This is a genomic window from Sphingomonas alpina (assembly GCF_014490665.1).
Classification (GTDB): domain Bacteria; phylum Pseudomonadota; class Alphaproteobacteria; order Sphingomonadales; family Sphingomonadaceae; genus Sphingomonas; species Sphingomonas alpina.
Genome location: NZ_CP061038.1, coordinates 516,374 through 535,173, shown reverse-complemented (window position 1 = coordinate 535,173; position 18,800 = coordinate 516,374). Strand labels below are relative to the sequence as shown.

Annotated in this window: 18 protein-coding genes and 1 pseudogene; 15 read left to right on the top strand and 4 right to left on the bottom strand. The window is 64.2% G+C overall.

The features are described 5' to 3' along the window. Positions 1–95 precede the first annotated feature (95 nt). The 4 genes from H3Z74_RS02405 (at position 96) to H3Z74_RS02390 (ending at position 2,555) form a co-directional block, all read left to right on the top strand. Positions 96–560, top strand: coding sequence for a MarR family winged helix-turn-helix transcriptional regulator (locus tag H3Z74_RS02405; protein WP_229726832.1), 465 nt, complete (start codon positions 96–98; stop codon positions 558–560). Between the two features lie 35 nt (positions 561–595). Then, positions 596–1,507 (top strand): bifunctional helix-turn-helix transcriptional regulator/GNAT family N-acetyltransferase, encoded by a 912-nt coding sequence (locus tag H3Z74_RS02400; protein WP_187762425.1) that lies wholly within the window; start codon positions 596–598, stop codon positions 1,505–1,507. 311 nt (positions 1,508–1,818) lie between these two features. Then, positions 1,819–2,358 (top strand): cupin domain-containing protein, encoded by a 540-nt coding sequence (locus H3Z74_RS02395; RefSeq protein ID WP_187762424.1) that lies wholly within the window; start codon positions 1,819–1,821, stop codon positions 2,356–2,358. After that, positions 2,355–2,555: a hypothetical protein gene (locus H3Z74_RS02390; protein ID WP_187762423.1), complete on the top strand. Its 201-nt coding sequence runs from the start codon at positions 2,355–2,357 to the stop codon at positions 2,553–2,555. Before H3Z74_RS02395 ends, H3Z74_RS02390 begins: the two co-directional genes overlap by 4 nt. 105 nt (positions 2,556–2,660) lie before the next feature. Here H3Z74_RS02390 and H3Z74_RS02385 read toward each other — a convergent pair whose 3' ends face one another. Continuing rightward, the gene (locus H3Z74_RS02385) at positions 2,661–3,026 is read right to left on the bottom strand and encodes a hypothetical protein (RefSeq protein ID WP_187762422.1); all 366 of its coding nucleotides are present in this window, start codon (positions 3,024–3,026) and stop codon (positions 2,661–2,663) included. Positions 3,027–3,082: 56 nt separating this feature from the next. Next, on the bottom strand, positions 3,083–4,678 hold the full coding sequence (locus tag H3Z74_RS02380; RefSeq protein ID WP_187762421.1) for a hypothetical protein: 1,596 nt from the start codon (positions 4,676–4,678) through the stop codon (positions 3,083–3,085). A 280-nt stretch (positions 4,679–4,958) separates the two neighbouring features. Between H3Z74_RS02380 and H3Z74_RS02375 the strand changes: the two genes are divergently transcribed. The 7 genes from H3Z74_RS02375 (at position 4,959) to H3Z74_RS02345 (ending at position 10,381) form a co-directional block, all read left to right on the top strand. After that, positions 4,959–5,486 carry an EF-hand domain-containing protein gene (locus H3Z74_RS02375; protein WP_187762420.1) on the top strand — a complete coding sequence of 176 codons (528 nt, stop codon included), beginning with the start codon at positions 4,959–4,961 and terminating at the stop codon, positions 5,484–5,486. A 42-nt stretch (positions 5,487–5,528) separates the two neighbouring features. Then, positions 5,529–6,215, top strand: a complete 687-nt coding sequence (locus tag H3Z74_RS02370) for an HAD hydrolase-like protein (protein WP_229726831.1) — start codon at positions 5,529–5,531, stop codon at positions 6,213–6,215. 3 nt (positions 6,216–6,218) lie between these two features. Continuing rightward, a complete protein-coding gene (locus H3Z74_RS02365) occupies positions 6,219–7,025 on the top strand; it encodes a nucleotidyltransferase domain-containing protein (protein WP_187762419.1) in 807 nt (268 codons plus the stop codon). Next, entirely contained in the window at positions 7,018–8,154 is a 1,137-nt protein-coding gene (gene tgt / locus H3Z74_RS02360; RefSeq protein WP_187762418.1) for a tRNA guanosine(34) transglycosylase Tgt, read from the top strand. Before H3Z74_RS02365 ends, tgt begins: the two co-directional genes overlap by 8 nt. A gap of 4 nt (positions 8,155–8,158) precedes the next feature. Continuing rightward, complete coding sequence (locus tag H3Z74_RS02355; RefSeq protein WP_229726830.1) at positions 8,159–8,395, top strand: hypothetical protein; 237 nt, start codon at positions 8,159–8,161, stop codon at positions 8,393–8,395. A gap of 5 nt (positions 8,396–8,400) precedes the next feature. Further along, a complete protein-coding gene (locus tag H3Z74_RS02350) occupies positions 8,401–9,177 on the top strand; it encodes a GNAT family N-acetyltransferase (protein WP_187762417.1) in 777 nt (258 codons plus the stop codon). Between the two features lie 133 nt (positions 9,178–9,310). Further along, entirely contained in the window at positions 9,311–10,381 is a 1,071-nt protein-coding gene (locus H3Z74_RS02345; RefSeq protein ID WP_187762416.1) for a cell wall hydrolase, read from the top strand. Positions 10,382–10,631: 250 nt separating this feature from the next. Here H3Z74_RS02345 and H3Z74_RS02340 read toward each other — a convergent pair whose 3' ends face one another. Next, positions 10,632–10,979 (bottom strand): hypothetical protein, encoded by a 348-nt coding sequence (locus tag H3Z74_RS02340; protein ID WP_187762415.1) that lies wholly within the window; start codon positions 10,977–10,979, stop codon positions 10,632–10,634. A 372-nt stretch (positions 10,980–11,351) separates the two neighbouring features. Between H3Z74_RS02340 and H3Z74_RS02335 the strand changes: the two genes are divergently transcribed. Then, positions 11,352–11,840 (top strand): helix-turn-helix domain-containing protein, encoded by a 489-nt coding sequence (locus H3Z74_RS02335; RefSeq protein WP_187762414.1) that lies wholly within the window; start codon positions 11,352–11,354, stop codon positions 11,838–11,840. A 55-nt stretch (positions 11,841–11,895) separates the two neighbouring features. Here the strand turns inward: H3Z74_RS02335 and H3Z74_RS02330 are convergent, their stop codons facing one another. Beyond that, on the bottom strand, positions 11,896–13,152 hold the full coding sequence (locus tag H3Z74_RS02330) for an N-acetylmuramoyl-L-alanine amidase (RefSeq protein ID WP_187762413.1): 1,257 nt from the start codon (positions 13,150–13,152) through the stop codon (positions 11,896–11,898). 497 nt (positions 13,153–13,649) lie between these two features. On the opposite strand from H3Z74_RS02330, the pseudogene H3Z74_RS02325 reads away from it, so the two are divergent. The 3 genes and pseudogenes from H3Z74_RS02325 to H3Z74_RS02315 all read left to right on the top strand — a co-directional run bounded on the left by H3Z74_RS02325 (position 13,650) and on the right by H3Z74_RS02315 (position 18,692). Beyond that, a pseudogene (locus tag H3Z74_RS02325) lies at positions 13,650–16,384 on the top strand (Rne/Rng family ribonuclease). Between the two features lie 177 nt (positions 16,385–16,561). Continuing rightward, complete coding sequence (locus H3Z74_RS02320; protein WP_187762412.1) at positions 16,562–17,914, top strand: M48 family metalloprotease; 1,353 nt, start codon at positions 16,562–16,564, stop codon at positions 17,912–17,914. A gap of 31 nt (positions 17,915–17,945) precedes the next feature. After that, a complete protein-coding gene (locus tag H3Z74_RS02315) occupies positions 17,946–18,692 on the top strand; it encodes a DsbA family protein (RefSeq protein ID WP_187762411.1) in 747 nt (248 codons plus the stop codon). The last annotated feature ends 108 nt before the right edge of the window (positions 18,693–18,800 follow it).

Below are 18,800 nucleotides of genomic sequence, written 5' to 3'. Positions count from 1 at the left end.
CTATTAGCTAGGCCTGCAATTACCCCTTGTCCAGATAAAAGTTATCGCGATATGTATTTTTCTGATAAGAGCTTGATTCGAAAGCGAGGAATTTAGTGACAAAGCCCCCCAGCCCGCCCCTGCCGCTTGATGCGCAGCTCTGCTTTTCGCTCTATTCGACGACGATCGCGATCAACCGGCTCTACAAGCCGATGCTCGATTCGCTCGGCGTGACCTATCCGCAATATCTCGTGCTCAGCACCTTATGGGAGGGCGATGGGCAGACCATCTCGGCCATCGCCGATCGGCTTGCGCTGGAGCCAAGCACCATCACCCCGTTGATGAAGCGGCTCGAAGCCGCGGGCTTCGTCTCGCGTCAGCGCAACCCGGCCGACGAGCGCCAGGTCCAGGTGTTCCTCACTGCGAAGGGCCGCAATCTGCAGCACGACACTCCGTGCCTCACCGATGCGCTGCTGGCCAATTCCGGCCTCTCGGTCGCCGAGATCATGGCCCTCAATGAACAGGTCCAACGACTCCGTTCCGCTCTGGTGGATCGGAACGAGCCCGCTCGCGACCAATAGTTGACACAGTCAACTATTGGTCGCAGTCTCCCCACATGGACTCGACGATTCAGGCGCTGCGCGCCTTCAACCGCTTTCATACCCGCTTCATCGGGGTGCTCGGCGCAGACTATCTCGACAGCACCATGTCGCTGACCGAGGCGCGGCTACTGTACGAGATCGCCACGCGCGAAGCGCCCGTCGCGGTCGACCTGCAGCAGATCCTCGGGCTCGATGCCGGCTATGCCAGCCGCATCGTGCGGCGCTTCGAACAGCGCGGCTGGGTCGCGCGCGGTCGAAGCGACGATGCCCGCCGCCGTCCGATCGAGCTGACCGACGCAGGACAGGCGGTCTTTGCCGACCTGCAGCAGCGTCAGCATGACCTGTTCAAGGACCGGATCGGATCGCTCGCCGCAGCCGATCGCCGCGCGCTGGAGGCTGCGCTCGACACGGCGCGCAGCCTGCTCTCCCGCACCGAGCCGGCCGGCTATACCGTGCGGACCTTCGACACCGGGGATATGGGGCTGGTCGCCGCGCGCCAGGCGATCCTGTACCGCGAAAGCCATGGTTGGGGGGCGCCGATGGAAGTCCTGCTCGGCGAGGTGACCTCCCGCTTCCTGCGCGATTTCCAGCCGGGGCGAGAGCAATGCTGGATCGCCGAGAGTGCAGGCACGATGGCGGGGTCGGTGTTCGTCGTCGATGCGGGCGACGGGGCCGCACAGTTGCGATTGCTCTATGTCGAGCCATGGGCGCGGGGCATGGGGATCGGCGGCGATCTCGTCGCACGCTGCCTGACTTTCGCGCGGGGCGCCGGATACACCTCGCTACGCCTCTGGACGCACACCGTGCTCGAAAGCGCGCGGCGCATCTATGCCAATGCGGGGCTCCGCATCGTCTCGACCGAGGTGCACCATGAGTTCGGGACGCCCGAGCAGGGCGAAACCTGGGAAATCGCGCTGAACGCGTGAGTTCGCGTTGACGTTGGCTCATCTTCCACCTGCTCCCCGGCGAAGGCCGCGGCCCAGTTGGCAAGCATGTGTTGGCCTGGCGCCTCGCATTGTCACCTCGACCTTCTCGACTGGTCCCCGGCCTTCGCCGGGGAAGCAGTAAAGGTGGGGCAGGAGTGACGCAGTGATGGGGTCGCGGCGGAACAACGCTCGCATAGGGCGGCCTGTATCCCTACGCTTCTTCCGGAAACACGCGAACAGCCATTCCATCGCGAATGTCCGAACCCGGCCGACGCCTTGTCCTTTCGCACCAACAGGATGTCCGATCACCCATGCTGAGTCAGGCCGAACAGGCGATCCTGAATCTGGAGCAAGCGCGTGATCTGCGGGCTTCCGGTACTCCCTATCGCCAGATCGGTCGCCAGCTCGGCCTCACGTCCGGCCAGCTCAGCCATATTCGCCGGACGCTGAAGCGGGAAAAGGGGGCACGGACGAGGCTGCTTTCGGCGAACCGCCAGGCGACGGATCGCGACCTGCCGGTCAGCCAGTCCGTCCTGCCGTCCGGTTTGCGGCAGCGCCTCACCGCATCGGGGTACCGGACGCTCGGCGACCTGGCGGACAGGCTTGCCGATCCGGACTTTCCGGGGCTGGAAACCATGCCCGGCATCGGCCCGCACAGGGCACGGCTGGTGAAGAGGGTATTGGATCATTTCGGCCTGCTCTCCGGACCAAGCGACCTGCAGGCGGCGATCGAACGCATCTTTCCCGAATTCGGTGACGCGCCCTCCGGTGGGCAAACGCCAGGCCCCGCGAAAAAACCGGCGCCATCGGCTGGACGCCCCCGTCCCGTCCCCGCTATCGGCACCCGATGAGCATCATCGCCACCATCATGAATTCGTCCACCGGCCAGCCGATTCAGCGGATGACCTTCGGCCGCATGCCCAAGCCCTGGGCCTCGTTCAATCTCGAGACCGGCGAGCTCGTCTCCGCTGACCGCGTTCATGTCGGCAAGCCCGCGCCAGGCAAGTTCGTCGCGCCGGTCGAAGTGTGGGTGACGCCAAAGAGCTGAGCCGCGGCGGGCGATTCAACGCCGCTGCCACCGAGCAATCCGCGCGCCGTTACCGGACCGAATCGCCACCAGCCACGCGATCGCCCGGCCGCAATTCCGATCGGCCTAGCTGTTGGGGCAGCCGTCGTTGATCCATACCGTCAGCGCCGCGATAATGTCGGCCTGGGTCGGCGTCTCGGCATTATAGGGGGGCGACGGCTGCGGCATCGGGCCGATCGATCCGGTATCGGGATCGAACGGACTGCCCGCCGTACCCGACAGCGCCATGACCAGGTTGGATGCGGCGGCATTGCCGACCTCGACGATCTTGAATCCCGGCACGCCGGGCATGTCCTGGGTGATGAACTGGTTATAATCGAGGTCTTCATAGAAGACGCCGTGCGGCGCGAGTGCGGGCGTCAGATTGTTCGCTGCGACGAGCGCCGACAAATTCTTCTGGAGGTCGGCATAGTTGCTGATCGTGACCGTCATGATCGGTTTCCTTCTCTCGGGTTCAGACGCGAAGCTTTTGTCGGTGGTAACGATGCTCAGTGCGGCAAGGGGAAGCCGGCCGGGTTCTGCGGCACGACCGGACCACCCGGATAAGGCCGGACGGGTTCGGGAATGAAGGCATTGCCGGTCGCCGCGATCACGCTGAAATCGCCGCCCTGAAACTGGCCTTGCGACCCATGGCACCCAAGGCAACCACCGGCAGTATAGCCGATATATTTGGTGCCGTTGAACTTCGCGACATGCGCTGTGTTCGGCCCGGGCACATTCTGGTTGGGGCCACCCAGCCCGCCCTGGAAGAATTGCAGCGTGTCGTTGGTCTCGGTGGCGAAGTTGGACAGGAAGAATTGCTGCGCCGGCACGGGGCCGCCGGGATCGTTCTGTACCACCGCCTGGACGCCGATCAGCTGATAGTTCGCCCAGACATTATTGGCCCCGAACATGCTGCGGACCTGCGCCTGCATCGCCTGGTTATAGGCGACCAGGTTGAACGGGCTGCCGGCGCCCGGGATCGGAAATTGCCGTGCCGCGGTGATCACGCCCGGATCGGGCAGCTTGCGCGGATAGCTGGGTGGGCCGACCACCTGCGGATTGGTATTGATGAAGCGGAAGCCGGTCGCTTCGTTGCTGACATGCTCGAACGTCGCAAAGGTGAAGGTCGGAACGTTCGGCGTCTTCTGAATGATGTGCAGCGCGATGAGCAGTAATATGTCGTTGTTCGCGACCAGGCCGCCACTGGCGTTTTTGGTGTAATAGATACCCTTGGTCCAGTGGAAGTTGTTGAGGTTGTCGAGCGTGCTGTCGTAACGCCGCCATGTCGCCTTGATCTCGATCGCCCCGCTCGGCAATTCGAACGCCGTGCCGGTCACCGGCATGTTGGTGATCTTGTTGATTGCCTGCGCCTTGGCCCTGCGCCGCGTCGCCGCATTGTTGAACTGGGTGGTCTTCAGATAATTGAAGATCGCCGGATTACCCTTTGCCTCATAGACCAGGCTTGCCTTGATCTGCGCATCGAGGATCTGCTGCTGCTGCGCCGGGGTCGGGTTGGGGAAGGATTTGCTGAGCGCGTCCGCAGCCGCCGCGAACGGCGTGTGATACATGTTCGCCAGCGTGATCTCGCTCGCCTCGTCAAGATTGTTGAACAGGGTGAGGCTGGTCTGCGGCGTGGCCTTGGTGATGGTGGTCGCGGCGCCATATTGATAGGCTGGTGCCGCATTGGGATCGGGCAGCATGTTGCCGGCGCCAGTCGCATAGGTCGGATAGAGCTCATTGCGGTGGTAGAAAGTCTCCCACACGGTGACGCCGCCGGCACCGGTCCCGCCCGACACGGCAGTGGTCGATGGCTGGCCGCGGAAATAGCCCGACGACGGCACCGCGGGATTGGTCTTGGCCGGCCAGGTCAGCGCGATGAATTCCTGCCAGGCGAATTGCGCGGCCTGCTGCGGATCGGCGGGATTGGCGATATCCGTCGGCACAGTCGAATTCAACGTGACGGCAGGCGGCGTCGCAACGGCCTTGATATCGGCACTGGCGCTGGATTGATTACAGCCGGCCAGCAATATGGCGCCCAGCAGGCTCGCGGAAACCCCCGCCCACAATTGGCGACTGAGCAAAATTGAATAATCGCGCTTCATATAAGGCCCCCACCTGGCGACAATAGCCGACTCAAGAGTCCGGCAAGCATCGATGCGGGCGAATTTCTGCGATTGGCTCGAAGTTTTGTCTACCGCAACACGAGCCATCTTGGTTCTATACTATACAATATGGTTCAGTTCGGCGGTTTCCATGACATCGGAACGGGCAGAATACCGGTCATCCCATGTGAAATGTGCCTAACAATCTATCGCCATCACCTCCGAAATGAGGCTATCGCTTGCTCGACCCGGGGCAAGCTCAGCCCTGAAAGGACCGCCGATGCGCCGCCTGATTCTCGCCGCCGCCCTGATCGCCCTGCCTGTGATCATTCCGCCTGCGATCGCACAGCAACGGCCCGCGTCGCCGGTCGCCGGTCAGCCCATCCCTTCCGTACCGCCCGGCCCCGGCCAGCCCGCCGCGACGATCATCGCCGAGCCGGCCGCGATGATGATCGCCGCATGCGACGCGGATGGCGATGCGCGCGTCACAACCGCCGAATTGACCACATGCGTGGCAAAATCCTTCGCCGGCACCGAGGGCGCGGCAACCGGATCGATCGGTTATATCGCCTATAGCGACTGGGCGCTGAAATGGCTCGGCGACCGCAATGCCCTGCCCAGCCCGTTCACTGTCGATGCCGATAACGACAACCGCATCACCCTGGTCGAGCTGCAGGGGCAGTTCGCCAAGCTGTTCGCGCGCTTCGACATCGACAAGGACGGTGTGGTGACGCGCGCGGAATTGCTGACCATCAAGACCGGTTTTCGCGACCTGGGCGGACGCGGCAAGCGCGGCGGCAAGCAATAGTCGCATGAACGGGTCAGGTCCGGGGCCGATTGCGGGCCGGCGATGGCGGCGGTATCGAGCCTGATGCCCGCGCCGCATTACAAGATGGTGATCTTCGACTTCGACGGAACACTCGCGGACAGCGGCGACTGGTTCCTGTCGATCTCCGACGAGCTTGCCGACCGATTCCGTTTCCGTCGCGTGTTGCCCGAGGAAATCGAAATGCTTCGTGGCCAGTCGAGCCGCGAAGTGATCCGTTATCTTCGCGTGCCGCGCTGGCGGTTGCCGGCGATCGGGCGCTTCGTCCATGCCAGGCTCGCCGAACAGACCGATCGTATCGCGCTGTTCGACGGCGTGGTACCGATGATCGAGGCGCTGGTCGCGGCCGGCGTGCGGCTCGCGCTGGTCACCTCCAATTCTCAGCATAATGCCTGCGCCATTCTCGGGCCGCGCATCACCGATCATATCGAGCATTTCGAATGCGGCGCATCGCTGTTCGGCAAGGCGCCACGCTATCGCAAGGTACTGCGCCGCGCGAAGTTGAGCGCCGACCAGGTCTTCTCGATCGGCGACGAAACGCGCGATATCGCTGCTGCGCACAAGGTCGGGATCAAGGCCGGTGCCGTGATGTGGGGCTATGCCAACCGCGTCGCGCTGGCGCGGCTCTCGCCCGAGGCGATGTTCGAGACGCCGGATGCCGTGCTCGATCTCGTGCTTGGCCGGCAGCCTGATCCGGCAGCGGCGAACTGAGCGATGCGCACCATCCCCGACAGTTTCGACCCGGCTATGGTCGCCGCGATCGATGCACGGCTCGATGCGGTGGCGCGCGACGAGCGCGTCTCGCTCCCGCTGGTGATCGAAAGCGGCAGCCGCGCCTGGGGCTTCGCGTCGCCCGACAGCGACTATGATTGCCGCTTCATCTATGTCCGCCAGCGGCGGGATTATCTCGCTTTATGGCCGAAACGCGATGTCATCGAAACGCCGCTCGACGGGCTGCTCGACGTCAATGGCTGGGACTTGGCCAAGGCGTTGCGGCTGATCGTCAAGGGCAATGCCGTGGCGATCGAGTGGCTGCGCTCACCGATCGCCTATCGCGGCGACGAAGCATTCCGGGACGCGCTCGATGCCTTTGCGGTCGAGCATATGCCGGTCGATGCGGTGCAGAGTCATTACCTCCATCTCGGGCTCCAGCAATGGTCCCGGCATGGCGAGGAAGTCACCTCAGGCAAGAAGCTCTTCTATGCGCTGCGCCCGGCGGCGGCCTTGCGCTGGATCCGGTTGCATGATCAGGCCCTCCCGCCGATGCATTTCCCGACGCTGATGGCCGAGTGCGATCCGCCTGCCGACGTTGCCGTCCTGGTCGCCGATCTGATCACGCGCAAGGCCGAGACCCGGGAACTGGGTGAGGCGATCATTCCCGCTGAGATCGCAGCGTTTATCGAAAACGAGTATGGGCTCGCGGCGAACCAGCAACGCGACCGCAGCACAGACGACAAGGCCAAGGCAGCCGCCGACGCTTTGTTCATGACCCTATTGGACCGATTTTCCCCCGATGACTGAACCCCGTTTCGACTTCACCATCCACGCCACCGACGGCAAGGCGCGCAGCGGCGAGATCGCGATGCGGCGCGGCACGATCCGCACGCCCGCCTTCATGCCGGTCGGCACTGCCGCGACGGTCAAGGCGGTCAAGCCCGGCGATGTCCGCGCCTCGGGCGCCGACATCATCCTCGGCAACACCTATCATCTGATGCTTCGTCCCGGCGCGGAACGGATGGCGCGGCTTGGCGGCCTGCATGGCTTCATGGGCTGGGACCGGCCGATCCTGACCGATTCGGGCGGCTATCAGGTGATGAGCCTGTCCGACCTGACCACCCGGTCGGAGGACGGCGTGACCTTCAAGAGCCATCTCGACGGCACGCGCCACACGCTCAGTCCGGAACGCTCGATCGAGATCCAGCGGCTGCTCGGCTCCGACATCGTCATGGCGTTCGACGAACTGGTCCCGACCACTTCGAGCCGTGAGGTGCAGGCGGCGGCAATGGCACGCTCGATGCGCTGGGCGAAGCGCAGCCGCGACGCATTCGACGCCGGCGGCGAACATGCCGAGGGCGCCGCCCTGTTCGGCATCCAGCAGGGCGCGCTCGACCCAAGGCTGCGCGGCGAGAGCGCCGGCGCGCTGATCGAGATCGGTTTCGACGGATATGCGGTCGGCGGCCTTGCGGTCGGCGAGGGGCAGGAAGCGATGTTCGCCTGCCTCGATTTCGCGCCCGGACAATTGCCCGAGGACAAGCCGCGCTATCTGATGGGTGTCGGCAAGCCTGACGATATCGTCGGCGCGGTCGAACGCGGCATCGACATGTTCGATTGTGTGTTGCCGACCCGGTCGGGGCGGACCGGTCAGGCCTTTACGCGAACCGGGCCGATCAACATCCGCAATGCGAAGTTCAGCGAGGATCTGGGACCACTCGACCCGGCCTGTGCCTGCCCGGTGTGCAGGACCTGGAGTCGTGCCTATCTCCATCATCTGGTGCGGGCAGGCGAAATTCTTGGCGCAATGCTGATGACTGAGCATAACCTGTATTTCTATCAGGCGCTGATGGCCGATTTGCGCGCGGCGATCGTTGAAGGACGGCTCAAGAGTTTTGCCGATGCGTTCCGGGCAGATTATTGCAAGAGTGCAACGTGAAAATGTGACGTGGAAGTACGACGTGAAGGAAGATGGCGTGAGTGACGACAGCGTACCCGAGATGAACGAGATCGAAGCGGCAGCGCATGAGGCGAAGCGCGCCCGCGCCGCCGCCGACGCCAGCGCCGCGAAGCGCGAGGACGGCGGCAACTGGCCGATCGTGCCGATCGGCATCGGCATCGGCTCGGCCGCTGTGGTCGCGGCGCTCCTTTACGCCAACCGGTCGCGCAAGAAGCGCTGACTGACGTGAGCGAAGCGAGCCGGGTCGCCGCCGCGCGTCGCTGGTTCCGGCTGCTGGGCAAGACACCGGTCATTGATCGTGGCGCGATCGTCGTCACTGATCCATCGCACCCCAATGTCTGGAACGCCAATTTTGCCCTGGCCGAACCGGGTGCGGATCCGGATGCGGTGATCGCGGCGCTCGACCGCGCCATGCCGTGGAGCAAATGGCGCGTGATCGTCGCCGATGCGTTGACCGATCCGGCCATGGTGGCGACGCTCGGATTCGAAGGCTTTGAGCAGGCCGGGCCGTTGATCGAAATGCTCGCATCCGAATCCGCCTCATCATTACAGGCTGTTGCGCCGGTCACGCTACGCCGGGCAACACCCGACGAACACTGGTCGGCGTTCGAACGATTGGTGCGCGCCGATCATCGCGAAGGACTGCGCACGGGGCCCTATACTGCGGAGGTGAGCGACGGGTTGCTCGCGACGATGAGAACCCGCTCCCGGCTTTGCCGGTATTCGATCATCGCTCTCGACGGTGTCGATGTCGGATACGGCCTGAGCACCATCTGTCCGAATGGCCTCGGGATCATCGACGAGCTGTTCACACTGCCGGGGTGGCGCGGGCGCGGCGTGATGTCGGCATTCATCGTCGCTGTTGATCGTGAGTTGCGCCAGGCCGGCTGTGACGGGGTGTTCCTCGACGCCTTCGCCGATGATCGGCCGAGGCTCTTGTACGCGCGGCTCGGTTTCAGGCCGGTCGCGATAACGTGCCGATGGACCAGGAAATTACCTTAACCATCTAGTGTTTCGTGGTGGGACGCGGCGAAATGGGGGGCATCCTGTTAAGGGCTGTCGCGCTATGCGGGTGCAGGCGGATTCATCGGGTTGAGTCGGCCAGAGCCTGGGGCACGAACGCTTGACGCTGGAGATGATCAGAAACGGGTTCCGGATCCGACGGCTGGGCTGGCTCGGCGTCGCGGGAACGGTTGCGCTGGTCTTTGCCGGTGTGTCGGCGCAGGCCGCCTTGCGCGCGATCGTCGAGCATAGCGGCGATGCCATCGCCACCGCACCGCAACCGGTCGGCTATGAAGCCGAGGATCATTTCCCGGGCTCCGCCTATCTCTATGTCGCGGACGAGAATGCCGCACCGGCAAAGGGCGCCACCGGCACCGCTGCCTTGCCCGATCTGCCGCTGCCGCCTGAGGCCGCATCGCTCGCCGCCGATGGCTCGATCCATGCAGCCGCCCCCTTTTCGATGCGCTATGCCAGCGCCACCGATCGCGGCCGTGCGCTGCAATGCCTGACTGCGGCGATCTATTACGAGGCAGCGTCGGAGCCCGATGCCGGGCAACAGGCGGTCGCGCAGGTGATCCTCAATCGCGTGCGCCATCCCGCCTTTCCGGCAACGGTGTGCGGCGTCATTTACCAGGGGTCGGAACGGACCACCGGGTGCCAGTTCAGCTATGCCTGCGACGGATCGATGGCGCGCATTCCCGCCAAGGCCTATTGGAACCGCGCGATGCGCGTTGCGGCACAGGCACTGAATGGCGCGGTCTATGCGCCCGTCGGCATGGCGACGCATTACCATACCTATGCGGTGACCCCGTCATGGAACCGCAGCCTGGTAATGACCGCGGCGATCGGCGCGCATTTCTTCCATCGCTGGCAGGGCTATTGGGGGACGCCGGGCGCGTTCCGGCAAGCCTATCGCGGCGGCGAACCGCTGCCCGGCCCGCATCCGCGCGCTGATGTGCCGGAGGTGCCCGTCGTCACCCTGGCCGCAGCGGCGGCAGTGCCTCCCGCACTACAGGCCCCCACACAAACCACGCCACAAACTGTACCGGCCACGATCCAGCCAGCCTATGCGCAGAGCGGCATGCCCACCAATGGCTATACCCCGGCCGTTGCCAAGGCTGCTGCTAAGGTCGCGACCGCGCCCCTGCCCGGGGACTCGCAAATCCTCGATCGCTGGAAGGATTCAGGCAAGCCGCTGCGCTAACCTTCGCTGTTTGCGTCTGCCTCGGCGCTTATCCCCTTCAAACAAGGGATTGGCGTATCGAAAGCGATCGCCCCTTCCCTTGTGCTCCCGCGAAGGCGGGAGCCCAGACTGGGTCCCCGCCTTCGCGGGGACACAAGCTTCCTTATCCGAAAGGGCTAAGCACCGATCGAGTCCCGGGAACCAGGGAAAAACACGCGAAACGGCCCCGCCATCACTGACGGGGCCAATTCAACTTTGTCACTGCGCCGGTTTAGTAGCGGCGGCCCTGACGATCATGCTTCTGGATCCGGATGCGCTGGCTCAGCCCGTCGAAGCGGCGGTCGAGATCGCGGCGTTCGGCAATGGTCAGGCCGGGACGGCTGCGGCGATACTGCGCCTCGAGATTGTTGAGCTGGCGGAACTCCGCCTTCAGCCGGCTGGCCTCGACGCGGTTGAGCGCCCCGGAACGGATGCCCTGCTCGATCCGATTGTACAGATTGGCCTGGCGCTGATTGATGCTCTGCCACTGCGCTTGCGGATAAGGCGCGGCATTGGCGGCGACGGGAAGCGCGGTGGCGGCAAAACCTAGGCTCGCGATCAAAATGGCAATCTTCTTCATAACCCTCACTCCTTGTACCCGGCCGATCCGATCGGCCTGACATGGGTTATGAAATCCGCCTGTCGCACGGATGTCCCGCAAAACCGGGAAAAGTGTCGCGACCTTTGTCAGCGTGCGAAGGTTCGTTCAGGTTTGCCGGAATGGGGTCCGATTTCAGCGACAGGTGCAAACCCTCCGACCTCATGGAGCGAGCCCACCCACAGGATCTATATCAAAATAATTCTCCTATATAATTGATATTATTGCATAAATCATGCAATTCTCGCATGCTTGCGCGCCGAAGATATGGGACAATCCGGTGTCCCATATCTCCCCGCCTACCCTCGCGCTGCTCGATTCAAACCCCATGCAAGCGCCGCTATTCCGGCAGACATGGAAACACGTCCCTCAACCTTCGACCCCGATTATGTCCGCCAGGCACGCGAGCTATATGCTCAAGGCCTGACCGATCGCGAGCTTGCCGAGGCGTTCGGCGTCTCGCGCAGCACCATCTTCCGCTGGCGCGCCGCCTATCCCGAGTTTGCCGAAGCGACGCGGCTCGGCAAGGACGTCGCCGATGACCGGGTCGAACGCGCGCTGTACGAGCGTGCGATCGGTTATGAGGAGGAAGCGGTGAGCGTTTATCGCCCGACTAGCGCCGAGGCGCCGGTGATCGTGCGCTACAAGCGCGAAGTCCGCCCCGATGTCACCGCCGCGCTGCAATGGATGCGCGCCCGCCGCCCCAAAATCTGGGCTCGTCCTGCCCCGCCATCCGAGAAAGAGACGAATATCGCCGAGGAAATCCGCAAGGGGATGGAGCGGGTCGAGAGAATCGCAGGGCCGCAATTCCGCGCGGCGCCGCACCACCATGCACGGGAATAAACGCACTGACGGCATGGGCCGATACGACCGCGTCCCGGCTGGATCGTTTACCGGATCAGTTGGACGCCAGCCGCTTGGCGAAATGGACCTCGACCGCGCGGCGCACGCTCTGCGCGATGCGCTTGCGGCCGTCGGCCGAGTCAATGAACGCGGCGTCGCTGGGATTGGAGATATAGCCGGTTTCGAACAGGATCGACGGCATGTCGGGCGCCTTCAGCACCATCAGCGACGCCATGCGGTGAAAATTCGCCTTGAGCGGCATCAACGGCTGCGCCTCGCGACCGAGCAACCGGGCGAAATTGGCCGAGCTATTCATCGTTTCGCGCTGCGTCAGATCGATCAGGATCGAAGAGATATCGGTGGTGGTGCCACCCAGATCGACGCCGGCAATGATGTCGGCCTTGTTCTCGCGCGCCGCGAGCCGGGCCGATTCCTTGTCGGAGGCGACCTCGGACAAGGTATAGACCGACGCGCCGCTTGCGGTGCCCGCCCCGACACTGTCGCAATGCACCGAGATGAACAGGTTCGCCTTGAGCTTGCGCGCGATGCCATAGCGTTCCTGCAAGATCAGGAAGCGGTCGTCCTCGCGGGTCAGCGCGACGCGTACCCGGCCCGAGCGCAGCAACTCGTCGCGGATCGCCTTGGCGATGCGCAGCGTCACATCCTTTTCGCGCAATCCGCTGTCCGGCGAGATCGCCCCGGGATCGACGCCGCCATGGCCGGCATCGATCACCACCAGCGGGCGGCTGTCGTCGTCGCCATAGACCGCCGGCAGCGCGATCGTCTTGCTCGGCCGCGGCACGGGAATGGTCAATTCGTAACGGCGCGGCGCCGCGGCTGCGCCGAAGCTGTTGAACGGCGGCAGAAAACTCATCCGCCCTTCCGCCGCGGCGCGAGCGAAGCTGGCATCGTCGACGGTGCGCAATGCGAGCGTCAGGGCGCGGCCATCGCGCCCGAACGCGCCTTCGGTAACGATTGCCGGGCGCGCAAGGTCGAACACGACGCGCGCACCCTCGCCCCCGCGCGGCGCCTGGCGGATCGCCTTGACTGCGCCGCCGATGCTCGTCTGTCCGCCCGGTGTCGCGCCATTGAGATCGAGCGCAATGCGATTGGGCCCGGCCAGCATGAACATCGACGCATCAACGATGCGCTCGTCGAAATGGACCACGATGCGATCGCCCTTGACTTCGACGCGCTCCACCGACGCCGCCCAACCGGGGGTGCCGGCAAGCCAGCATGCCAGGAGGGTCAGAAAGAAGGACACACGAATGTAATGCCGCGCCGACTGTGGCGCGGTCCAGCGAAAATACATGGGCGGGGGGTCCCATTCGAACAATAATGACACTGGCTGGATACCGCCCGCCCCCTTCCAACACGGTGAAGCGAAGCGGTTAACGGCACGTTCGGCATGATATTGCCGTAACGGCGGCAGGAACGTGCCGGTTGCTGCGCCGAACGTCCGGTGCTAGATGCGAAATTGCACCGGTAAGCGCAGTGTTCATGCGCCCAATCCGGTCTCACGGCCGCCCCGGTTTCCCGGGCATGGTCCTTCCAGGTTGAAGTTCGCAATGACGCATTTCCTTTCCCGCCCGCACCGACCGGTTCCGACCGGCGGGTTCGTGGGCGTGTCAGGTGCCATGGGCCAGGCGCCCAGGCGTGCGCGGCGAGCAGAGGCAAATTTCGACAACAGCGGCATGTCCGGGCCAGGCGACTCTTTCGCCCGGCACGACGGCCATCACAATTGCGCGCGGCCATCCCGGCCCAGCCTTTACCAGCTGCATCCCGGACCGCGCGCCCGGAGAATAGTCAATGACAACGCGTATGCTGATCGACGCACGCCACCGGGAAGAAACCCGTGTGGCGGTCGTCAAAGGGAACCGGATCGAGGAGTTTGATTTCGAGTCCGCCGAGCGCAAGCAGCTCAAGGGAAATATCTATCTAGCCAAGGTTACCCGGGTCGAACCGTCGCTGCAGGCGGCGTTCATCGACTATGGCGGCAATCGCCATGGCTTCCTGGCGTTCAGTGAAATCCACCCCGATTACTACCAGATCCCCAAGGAAGATCGCGATGCCCTGCTTCGCGAAGAGGCGGAGCATGCCGCCGAGGAAGCCGCACTGCGCGCCGAACAGGATGCACAGGACGAGCTGCACGGCGACGAGTATGACGATGACCATGATCATGACGCCCATGATCATGACGGCGATATCGACGAAGAAACGGTAGAACGGTTCGAGGACGATGGCGGCGTGCAGGCCGAAGTTGCCGCTGAAGAAGGCGGTCGTTCGCGCGGCCGGCGCAAGCGCGGCGCGTCCGACGACGCGGTCGACGATCTGCGCGAACGGCGCATGAACCTGCGCCGCCGCTACAAGATCCAGGACGTGATCCGCCGCCGTCAGGTGCTGCTGGTTCAGGTCGTCAAGGAAGAGCGCGGCAATAAAGGCGCGGCGCTGACCACCTATTTGTCGCTTGCCGGCCGCTATTGCGTGCTGATGCCCAACACGTCGCATGGCGGCGGGATCAGCCGCAAGATTTCGAACGCGGGCGACCGCAAGCGTTTGAAGTCGATCATGGCGGACATGAAGCTGCCGCCGTCGATGGGCTGCATCGTGCGCACCGCCGGGCTGCAGCGCACCAAGGTCGAGATCAAGCGCGACTTCGATTATCTCGCCCGGCTGTGGGACGGCATTCGCGAGACCACATTGTCCTCGTCGGCGCCCGCGCTGGTGTACGGCGACAGCGACCTGATCAAGCGCGCAATCCGCGATATCTATAACCGCGAGATCGACGAGGTGATCGTCGAGGGCGAGGACGGCTATCGCCACGCCAAGGACTTCATGAAGCTGCTGATGCCGAGCCATGCGCGCAAGGTGAAGCATTATTCCGACCCGGTGCCGCTGTTCCAGCGCGCGCATGTCGAGGATCAGCTCGGCGCGATGTACCATCCCGTGGTGCAGCTGAAATCGGGCGGCTATCTGGTCATCAATCCGACCGAAGCTCTGGTCTCGATCGACATCAACTCCGGCCGGTCGACGCGCGAGCATTCGATCGAACAGACCGCGACCGCGACCAATCTCGAAGCGACGCAGGAAATCGCGCGCCAGTTGCGCCTGCGCGACATGGCCGGCCTCGTTGTGATCGACTTTATCGACATGGACAACGGATCGAACGTCCGGAAGGTCGAGAAGGCGATGAAGGAGGCGCTGAAGAATGATCGCGCCCGCATCCAGGTCGGCCGCATCTCCAGCTTCGGCCTGATGGAAATGAGCCGCCAGCGGTTGCGCACCGGCGTGCTCGAAGCATCGACCCGCCAGTGCCCGCATTGCGAAGGCACCGGCCTGGTCCGGACCGCGTCGTCGGCCGGCCTGTCGGCACTGCGCATGATCGAGGACGAGGCCGCACGCGGTCGCGGTTCCGAAGTCACGCTGCGCGCCAGCATGGAGGCGGCCTTCTACCTGCTCAACCGCAAGCGCGCGGAACTGGCCGAGATCGAGGATCGCTACGGCGTGAAGATCGAAGTCGCGCCGGACGGTGAACAGGAAGGCGCGCGCATGTCGGTGGAAGTCTCCGGACCGCCGCCGGCACATGCGCCACGCTTCGACGCGCCAATCGAGGAATTCGACGAGGACGTCCCCGAGGATATCGAGGATGAGATCGACGAGGTCGAGGAGGACGAAGTCGAAGAGCCGCGCAAGGCGCGCGAACCGCGTGAACGCGGCGAGCGCCCCGAGCGGTCGGGCGACGATGAGGGTGGCTCGCGTCGCCGTCGCCGCCGTCGCGGACGCCGCGGCCGCAATCGTGTCGAAGGCGATGGTACGCCGGAGGGCGATGCCGCCGCCGCACAGGCCAATGCACAAGCCGATGCCGAAGACGCACTCGAAGATGCGGAAGCTGGCGAGAGCGAAGCAACGGTCGACGCAACAGGCGAGCAGGCAGCCGGTGACGGCGAAGGCCGTCGCCGTCGCGGTCGCCGGGGTCGTCGTGGCGGTCGCCGCAACGAGGGCGAACGGACCAACGAGGCCGGCGAGGCGATCACCGCCGACGAGGCCGTGACCGAGGCACCGCTAGAAGAGCCGGTGGCCGAGGCAGAGCCGGTCGAAGCGCCGAAAAAGGCCGTCGTCGTCCCAAGGCACGCGATGCGGCCGAGGTTCCGGCTGTGGTTGCAAAAGCACCGGTGGAGCCACCGGTCGTCGAGGCCGAGGTTGAAACCGAAGCACCGGCCAAGCCCAAGCGTGCGCGCAAGGCCAAAGCCAAGGCTGCCCCTGAAACCCAGGTCGAGGCCCCTGCACCAGCTCCCGAGCCGGTGATCGAGGAAGCCGCGCCCAAGGCAAAGCGTCGCGCGCCGCGCAAAAAGGCCGGCGCGGCCGCCGAGGCGGCTCAGCCCGATGAATCCGACATGCGGGCCGTCCCGGCTGGTAACGGACTCGATGGCGCAGATCCTGCCGATACGGCAGCAGCGGGTCCCGGCGATGCGGCCAATGATGCCGATCCAGGCGAGGCCGGCTCGCCGCGCCGCGGCTGGTGGCAGCGCACCTTCGGGGCATAAGCCGGAATCGTCCTTCCTCTCCGAGGAAGGAGCGATGGTTAGCGGCGGCGAGGGCTGAATGCCTTCGCCGCCGTTTCCGTTTCACGGTGTGCGTATTTCACCCGCTATTCAGCGATCCCGCGCCACAGTCGGCCCTTCCCCGTTGCCAGAGCGGGCAGAAGTGTCGATATGTCGGGCATGAAGCGGATTCTCGCTGGTCTGACGGCCGCTCTACTCCTCTGGGCACAACCCGCCGCTGCGCAATCGATCCTGCGCGACGCGGAAACCGAGGCGATGTTCAACGACATGTCGCGGCCGCTCATCCTTGCGGCCGGGCTCAGTCCACGCAATGTGCGTGTCGTCCTGATCAACGATGATTCCATCAATGCCTTCGTCGCGGGCGGGCAGGTCGTCTATGTCCATTCGGGACTGATCCAGGCGGCCGACAATGCCAACCAGGTGCAGGGCGTCATCGCGCACGAACTCGGCCATATCGCCGATGGCCATGTCGTGCTGCAGGATGCGGGCGCCAAGCCCGCCATGGGCATTTCGATCGTGAGCATGGTGCTGGGCCTCGCCGCGATCGCCGCCGGTGCTGGCGATGCCGGGATCGGCATCCTGCAGGCCGGCCAGCAGGCCGCGATGGGCAAGTTCCTCGCCTTCACCCGCGTCCAGGAATCAAGCGCGGATGCGGCGGGCGCGCGCTATCTCAATGCCTCGGGGATTACCGGAAAGGGTATGATCAGCTTCTTCAAGAAGCTCCAGAACCAGGAATATGCCTATGGGGTGAAGAATATCGACCCTTATGCGCAGAGCCATCCACTGAGCGGCGCGCGCATCGCCAACCTGACGCACGACCTGGAGTCCGCGCCCTCCTGGAACACGAAACTCGATCCGGCACTCGAAGAGCGGTTCAAGCGCGTCAAGGCCAAGCTGCTCGGCTTCGTCTCCGACCCCAAGACCACGCTCAACGTCTTTCCCGATACGGATCAGAGCGTCTATGCCCATTATGCCCGCGCCTATGCCTGGCATAAGTCCGGCTATCCCGAAAAGGCCGATGCCGAAGCCGCGGCACTGATCAAGGCCGATCCGCACGACCCCTATTTCCTCGAGATCAAGGGCCAGATCCTGCTTGAGGCTGGCAAGCCGGTCGAAGCGCTCGAGCCGTTGCGCGACGCAACGCGCCGGTCGGACAATTCGCCGCTGATCGCAACGACGTTCGGCCATGCGCTGATCGCGACAGAGAACAAGGCGAACTATCCTGAGGCGGTGACGGTATTGCGCGGCGCCATCGCGCGCGACGACCAGAATCCGTTCGCCTGGTTCCAGCTTGGTACAGTCTACGAACTGACCGGCGATCAGCCTCGCGCCTTGCTGGCGAACGCGGAGACCGCGAGCATGCGCGGCGATTCACCGACTGCGGCCTATAGTGCACGCGGGGCGATGGCCGGGCTGCCCCCCAACAGCATCGACTGGATCCGCGCGCAGGACATTGCCATGACCGCGCAGAACGACATCGAAGAGAACCCCAAGAAATTCAAGCGCCGATGAGCGGCAGCCGACCAGAGAAGTACCAGCATCAATGATCGATCGACTGTCCAGAAATCCTTTGGCACTGGCCGGCGCGGTGCTGCTCGCAGCCCTGGTCGGCGCGGCCGCGATGTGGGGTCTGCAGCGCGTTGCACCGGGGAGGCTCGGTGTCACCGATACGGCGCGCGTCGAGGCCGTGGTGCGCGAATATGTACTCGCGCATCCGGAACTCATTCCTGAGGCGATGGACCGGCTGCGCGATCGACAGATGTCCAAATTGATCGACGCCAACCACAAGGCGATCCTCGAGCCGTTCGGCGGAGCATGGATCGGCAATCCCAAGGGCGATGTCACACTGGTCGAATATTACGACTATAATTGTGGCTATTGCCGCGCCAGCCTGCCGGCGATCGCCGAACTTGTCGCACGCGATCCCAAGGTGAAGATCGTGTTCCGCGAATTTCCCATCCTGAGCGAAGAGAGCATCGTCGCTGCAAAGCTGAGCCTCGCGGCAGCCGAACAGGGCAAGTTCAAGGCGTTCCACGATGCGCTTTATGCCGGCGGGCAGCTCACCCCCCAGAGCATGACCGCAGCCGCCAAACAGGCCGGCCTGGACATGACCAAGGCAGCGGCAATGACATCGCGCGCCGAGGCGGAGATCGCGACCAACCGCAGCATGGCGCAGCAATTGGGACTGACCGGTACGCCGAGCTGGGTGATCGGCGACAAGGTCGTGTCGACCGCCCTGACGCTCGAAGAGCTGGAAAAGGCAGTCAGAGAAGCGCGCGAAAAGAGCTGAAGAGAGCGTCCGGAATAGCGGATTTTCGTGGCGCAATGCTCAAAACAAAAGACCCGCGCGATTGAAGCGAGGCCGTGGCGGTCCTACCTATGGGCCATCCTAAAAGGG

What these genes read in the sequence shown, in the direction of transcription:
- H3Z74_RS02400 (WP_187762425.1), top strand. Translation starts at nt 596, where the DNA reads ATGGACTCGACGATTCAGGCGCTGCGCGCCTTCAACCGCTTTCATACC.
- H3Z74_RS02380 (WP_187762421.1), bottom strand. Translation starts at nt 4,678, where the DNA reads ATGAAGCGCGATTATTCAATTTTGCTCAGTCGCCAATTGTGGGCGGGG.
- H3Z74_RS02335 (WP_187762414.1), top strand. Translation starts at nt 11,352, where the DNA reads ATGGAAACACGTCCCTCAACCTTCGACCCCGATTATGTCCGCCAGGCA.
- H3Z74_RS02370 (WP_229726831.1), top strand. Translation starts at nt 5,529, where the DNA reads ATGGCGGCGGTATCGAGCCTGATGCCCGCGCCGCATTACAAGATGGTG.
- tgt (WP_187762418.1), top strand. Translation starts at nt 7,018, where the DNA reads ATGACTGAACCCCGTTTCGACTTCACCATCCACGCCACCGACGGCAAG.
- H3Z74_RS02345 (WP_187762416.1), top strand. Translation starts at nt 9,311, where the DNA reads ATGATCAGAAACGGGTTCCGGATCCGACGGCTGGGCTGGCTCGGCGTC.
- H3Z74_RS02320 (WP_187762412.1), top strand. Translation starts at nt 16,562, where the DNA reads ATGAAGCGGATTCTCGCTGGTCTGACGGCCGCTCTACTCCTCTGGGCA.
- H3Z74_RS02395 (WP_187762424.1), top strand. Translation starts at nt 1,819, where the DNA reads ATGCTGAGTCAGGCCGAACAGGCGATCCTGAATCTGGAGCAAGCGCGT.
- H3Z74_RS02390 (WP_187762423.1), top strand. Translation starts at nt 2,355, where the DNA reads ATGAGCATCATCGCCACCATCATGAATTCGTCCACCGGCCAGCCGATT.
- H3Z74_RS02340 (WP_187762415.1), bottom strand. Translation starts at nt 10,979, where the DNA reads ATGAAGAAGATTGCCATTTTGATCGCGAGCCTAGGTTTTGCCGCCACC.
- H3Z74_RS02315 (WP_187762411.1), top strand. Translation starts at nt 17,946, where the DNA reads ATGATCGATCGACTGTCCAGAAATCCTTTGGCACTGGCCGGCGCGGTG.
- H3Z74_RS02385 (WP_187762422.1), bottom strand. Translation starts at nt 3,026, where the DNA reads ATGACGGTCACGATCAGCAACTATGCCGACCTCCAGAAGAATTTGTCG.
- H3Z74_RS02365 (WP_187762419.1), top strand. Translation starts at nt 6,219, where the DNA reads ATGCGCACCATCCCCGACAGTTTCGACCCGGCTATGGTCGCCGCGATC.
- H3Z74_RS02375 (WP_187762420.1), top strand. Translation starts at nt 4,959, where the DNA reads ATGCGCCGCCTGATTCTCGCCGCCGCCCTGATCGCCCTGCCTGTGATC.
- H3Z74_RS02330 (WP_187762413.1), bottom strand. Translation starts at nt 13,152, where the DNA reads ATGTATTTTCGCTGGACCGCGCCACAGTCGGCGCGGCATTACATTCGT.